This window comes from Mesorhizobium sp. M7A.F.Ca.ET.027.02.1.1 (assembly GCF_004022985.1).
Lineage (GTDB): Bacteria > Pseudomonadota > Alphaproteobacteria > Rhizobiales > Rhizobiaceae > Mesorhizobium.
On the sequence record NZ_RZOL01000450.1, the window covers coordinates 1 to 4,642 of the forward strand.

At 62.6% G+C, this 4,642-nt stretch carries 5 protein-coding genes; all 5 read right to left on the reverse strand.

Going from position 1 to position 4,642, the window contains the following annotated elements:
• Positions 1-598 (reverse strand): pyridoxal phosphate-dependent aminotransferase (locus tag EN749_RS30970; protein WP_348629394.1); only part of this gene is annotated, 598 nt, incomplete at its 3' end.
• A 402-nt stretch (positions 599-1,000) separates the two neighbouring features.
• Complete coding sequence (locus tag EN749_RS30975; protein ID WP_128364578.1) at positions 1,001-1,462, reverse strand: MucR family transcriptional regulator; 462 nt, start codon at positions 1,460-1,462, stop codon at positions 1,001-1,003.
• Positions 1,463-1,677: 215 nt separating this feature from the next.
• Positions 1,678-2,397: an ROK family protein gene (locus tag EN749_RS30980; protein WP_128364579.1), complete on the reverse strand. Its 720-nt coding sequence runs from the start codon at positions 2,395-2,397 to the stop codon at positions 1,678-1,680.
• A gap of 12 nt (positions 2,398-2,409) precedes the next feature.
• A complete protein-coding gene (zwf, locus tag EN749_RS30985) occupies positions 2,410-3,786 on the reverse strand; it encodes a glucose-6-phosphate dehydrogenase (RefSeq protein WP_127318786.1) in 1,377 nt (458 codons plus the stop codon).
• A gap of 22 nt (positions 3,787-3,808) precedes the next feature.
• Positions 3,809-4,642 (reverse strand): phosphogluconate dehydrogenase (NAD(+)-dependent, decarboxylating) (gnd, locus tag EN749_RS30990; protein ID WP_128364580.1); only part of this gene is annotated, 834 nt, incomplete at its 5' end.

The following is a 4,642-nucleotide window of genomic DNA, read 5'->3' on the forward strand; positions in this document are numbered from 1 at the left end:
CGAGCATGCCGCGGGCAATGCCTTCGTCGATAACGCTGCCGCAGATGCCGATCTGCTCCTTGGCGGCGAGGAATTTCTCCTGAAGCTCAGCGTCCCTGGTGATCAGCCAGCCGATGCGGATGCCGGGAATGCCGAAGGCCTTGGACAATGACGAGACGCTGATCGCCTTCGGGCTGAGTGAGGCAGCCGTCGGCAGCCGCCGGCCGTAGGAAAGGTCGCGATAGGTCTCGTCGACGAGCAGACGGCAGTTGCTGCTTTCGGCAAGCGCAACCAGCGCATCGAGCTCGGTTCGGCTCATCATCGTGCCGGTCGGGTTGTGCGGGCAGGTGACGCTGATCAGCTTCGTGTCCGGCCGCAGCGCCGCCTTGACGCGTTCGACATCAATGGCGAAGCCTTCCTCGAAGGCCAGGTCGACAAAGCTGATGGCGCAGCCGATCGCCCTTGGGGTTTCGATGTTGGTGGCGTAGTTGGGCCTGATGACGACGAGATGGTCATTGGCCGACAAGAGCGAGGTCGAGATGATGAACAGCGCGCCCGCGGCACCGGCAGTGACCAGGACATCATCCGGCGAAATGCCGGCATCCTGCGCCGAATCAATGCACGCAACTGCTTGTCGCCGCGATGCTCGCCATAGAAAAGCGTGAGATCAGGCAGCGAAAGGCCGATGTCGGAGAGCTTCTGGTCGGCGATCGAACTTTCCGAAAGATTGTAGCGGATACGGTCGTAGCCGTATTCTTCCGGCGCTTCTTTCTCGATCACCATCCTGGTGTAGTTCATGGCTCGCTCCCCTAGAGCAGTTCACCGTTTCACGGAAACGGCGACCCGCTCTAACTCCTTTTTTTTGCGCAATTCCGGACGGAAAACCGTTTCACACTTTTCCTGGACTTGCTCTAGGAACCCGTCCGCTCATCCAAGCCATAAAAATAGGAAGCCTGCCAAGGCGGATTCGCCGGCAGGCTTCTGTTCCAGTCGTCCTAACTGTTGGCTCAGGACCGAATATTCAGGCCGAGGCCTTGGCCTTCCTGCCCTTGGCGGGTACCTTCACGGGGGCAGCCTTGCGGCCGAGGCCGATGGATTTCGCCAGCAGCGAACGCGAGGCCGCGTAGTTGGGGGCGACCATCGGATAGTCCGACGGCAAGCCCCATTTGGCGCGATAGGCGTCCGGCGTCAGGCCGAAATGCACGCCCAGGTGACGCTTCAGCGATTTGAACTTCTTGCCGTCCTCGAGGCAGATGATGAAATCGGGTGTCACCGACTTCTTGGGGTTGACCGCCGGGACCAGGGGGGCAGCCACCGGGACCGCAGGCTTGCCGAGCGCGTTTATCGAGGCGCTGACGCTGGCGATGAGGTCGGCCAGGCCGGAGGCGGGCAAGCGGTTCTTCTCGACGTAAGCGGACACGATGTGGGCGGTCAGCTCGAGCAGATCGATGTCTTTACGGGCACTGTTGCTATCGTCGGTCACTCTATTTCTCCGTCTACAGCGAATGACCTGAAAATCGGATTCGACTTCCGGAAAGGATCATGCGCGAAATCAAAATGCTATGGCGTCCTTCGTGCGTCCACGGGACGAATGGCGTTGGTGTAGCGCGGAATTCCTAGTCGGCAAATCTGCGTATTGCAACGACTTGATGTCAGGTCACACGTTATTTTGAACAACTATATTAAACAATAACAGTATCAGACTATCAGCGCTTTGTCGCGCCACAAACGAAACCCGCCTTCGAAGGCGCGTGTGTTGTCGCCGCGCCTGGAGTCGGTGGGCAATTCATCGAGCTTGTCGACGTTGCCGCCGCCAATCACGACATAGTCCGGCTGCATGGCGGCACGGAGCCGGTCGACGACGTCGAAGACGTATTTGCGCCATTTCTTCTTGCCGCGCTTTTCCAGGCCGCGTTCGCCGACATAATCCTCGAAACTCCTGCCCTTCTTGTAGGGCAAATGCGCGAGTTCCATCGGTTGGGCGACGTTGTCGGCAATCATCGCCGCACCGAGACCGGTGCCGAGCCCGAGGAACAGCATGCGCCCGCCCTCGTAGCTGCCGATGGCCTGCATCAGCGCATCATTGACCACTTTCACCGGTTTGCCGAACGCGCCCGCAAAGTCGAATCCAGCCCAGCCCTTGCCGAGATTGGCGGGGTCGGCGAGCGGCCTGTTGTGGTTGACCGGGCCGGGATAGCCCATCGAGACGACGTCGTAGGGCAGGCCTTCGGCGAGCTTCTTCACCGCGTCGATCATCTGCTGCGGCGTCTGGCCCGGTCCGGAGTCGGCGCGGCGCTCCTCGCCGCCGGCGCTGGTGAGGATCTTGACGTGCGAGCCGCCGATGTCGATCGTGAGCACGATCTTTTCAGTATCCGGCTTCCCGGTGCCCGATGCCGGTTGTTTTACTGCCTTGGCCATCGTGTGGTCCTCTCACTTCACCGGATCGATCCAGCCATTGGGCGGCCCGAACCCGGCCATGACGTCCGCGGGTCCCCATGTGAGCGGCTCGTAGAGATGCGGCGGCGTGGTGTCGCCAAGCACCGGGCCGACGATGCGCCAGGCCAGTTCGCTGGCGTCCTGGCGGGTGAACAACTGCCCGTTGCCGTTCATGGCGTCGCCGATCAAACGCTCATAGGGCGGCATGTCGCCCTTTGAATCGTCGAGCGCCGTCAGTTCGACCTGCTCGCCGATCATGTCGTCGCCCGGCGCCTTGCGCTGTGCTCCGATGGCGATCACCACCTGTGGGTCGATGCGGAAGCGGACGTAGTTCTGGTCGGCGGGCTTGATCGGATCGAAGACATCGAGCGGCGGCCGCTTCAGCCGCACCACCACTTCGGTGACATGCACCGGCATGTTCTTGCCGGCGCGGATGAAGAACGGCACGTCCTGCCAGCGCCAGGTGTCGACGAAGAAACGCACCGCCGCGAAGGTCTCGACGGGCGAGTTCGGCGCCACGCCGGGCTCGGCGAGATAGCCGGTGAACTGGCCACGCACGACATCGTCTTTGGTCAGCGTCCTGATCGCGCGCAGCACTTGCACCTTCTCATCGATCAGGTCGTCGGCGGAGCGGCCGACAGGCGGCTCCATGGCAAGCAGCAACAGGATGTTGAGCAGATGGTTCTCGATGACGTCCCTGATGCAGCCGACATCGTCATAGAAACGGCCACGTCCCTCGACGCCGAAATCCTCGGCCATGGTGATCTGCACGCTCTCGACGTAGTTGCGGTTCCAGATCGGCTCGAGCAGCGAATTGGCGAAGCGGAAATAGAGCAGGTTCTGGATCGCTTCCTTGCCCAGGTAATGGTCGATGCGGAAGATCGACTGTTCGTCGAACACCAGATGCAGGACCCGGTTCAGCCAGCGCGCCGATTGCAGATCGTGACCGAAGGGCTTTTCCACCATCAGCCGCGCGCCATGCGCCGTGCCTGATTGCTCCAGCCCCTGGACGACGGTCTCGAACATGGTCGGCGGCACCGCCATGTAGTGCAGCGGCCGCTGTGCGGTGCCGAGCGCGCTCTTCAGTTTCTCGAACGTCGCTCCATCACGGTAGTCGCCGCTGACGTAGCGCAGCAGCGAGGCGAATTTGGCGAACGCTTTCTCGTCGATCTTGCCGAGCGCATTGACGATGCCGTCGCGGGCGCGCGCCTGCAACTGCTTGAGGTCCCAGGCGTCGAAGGCGACGCCGATCACCGGCTCGGTGAGCGTGCCCTTGGCGACCATCTGGTAAAGGGCTGGAAATATCTTCTTGTGGGCGAGGTCGCCGGTGGCCCCGAAGAGCACCAGCGTGTCGGACCGTTCCTGGCTCATGCGCGTGTCTCTCCCAGTGTCCTCACTTGCCGGCCTTCGGCTTCTCGACATGGCCGCCAAAGGCATAGCGCATGGCGGAGAGCAGCTTGTCGGCGAATTCGGATTCGCCCTGCGAGGAGAAGCGGTCGAACAGTGCCGAGGACAGCACCGGAGCCGGCACGCCGGTGTCGATCGCCGCCTTCAGCGTCCAGCGCCCTTCGCCGGAATCCGAAACGCGGCCGCCGAAATTCACCAGGCCCGGATCGCTTTTCAACGCGCCGGCCGTCAGGTCGAGCAGCCAGGAGCCGATAACGCTGCCATGCCGCCAGACCTCGGCCACCTGGGGAAGGTCGATGTCGAACTGGTAGTATTGCGGGTTTTCCAGCGGACTGGTCTCGGCGTCCGCCGTCCGTTGCCGCTTGCCGGCATTGGCCGACTTCAGGATGTTCATGCCTTCGGCATAGGCGGCCATGACGCCATATTCGATGCCGTTGTGCACCATCTTGACGAAGTGGCCGGCACCGCTGGGTCCGCAATGCAGATAGCCGAAGGGCGCGGTCCCGGCATCCCCAGGCGGATTGGAGCCGGCATCGGCGCCCGGTGCCAGCGTGGCGAAGATCGAATCGAGGTGCTGCACCGCCACGTCGGGACCGCCGATCATCAGGCAGTAGCCACGCTCCAGGCCCCAGACGCCGCCGCTGGTGCCGACATCGACAAGATGGATACCCTTGCCGGCCAGCTTCGCGGCCTGGTCGACGGCGTCGTGGTAGTAGGAATTGCCGCCGTCGATGACGATGTCGCCGGGTTCCATCAGGGCCGCCACCTGGTCGATGATCCTGCCGGTGATCGCCGCCGGCAGCATCAGCCACACGCAGCG

Bases quoted from the DNA above. Each gene is read 5' to 3' on its own strand.
- EN749_RS30980 (WP_128364579.1), bottom strand. From the start codon at position 2,397: ATGGCCAAGGCAGTAAAACAACCGGCATCGGGCACCGGGAAGCCGGAT.
- zwf (WP_127318786.1), bottom strand. From the start codon at position 3,786: ATGAGCCAGGAACGGTCCGACACGCTGGTGCTCTTCGGGGCCACCGGC.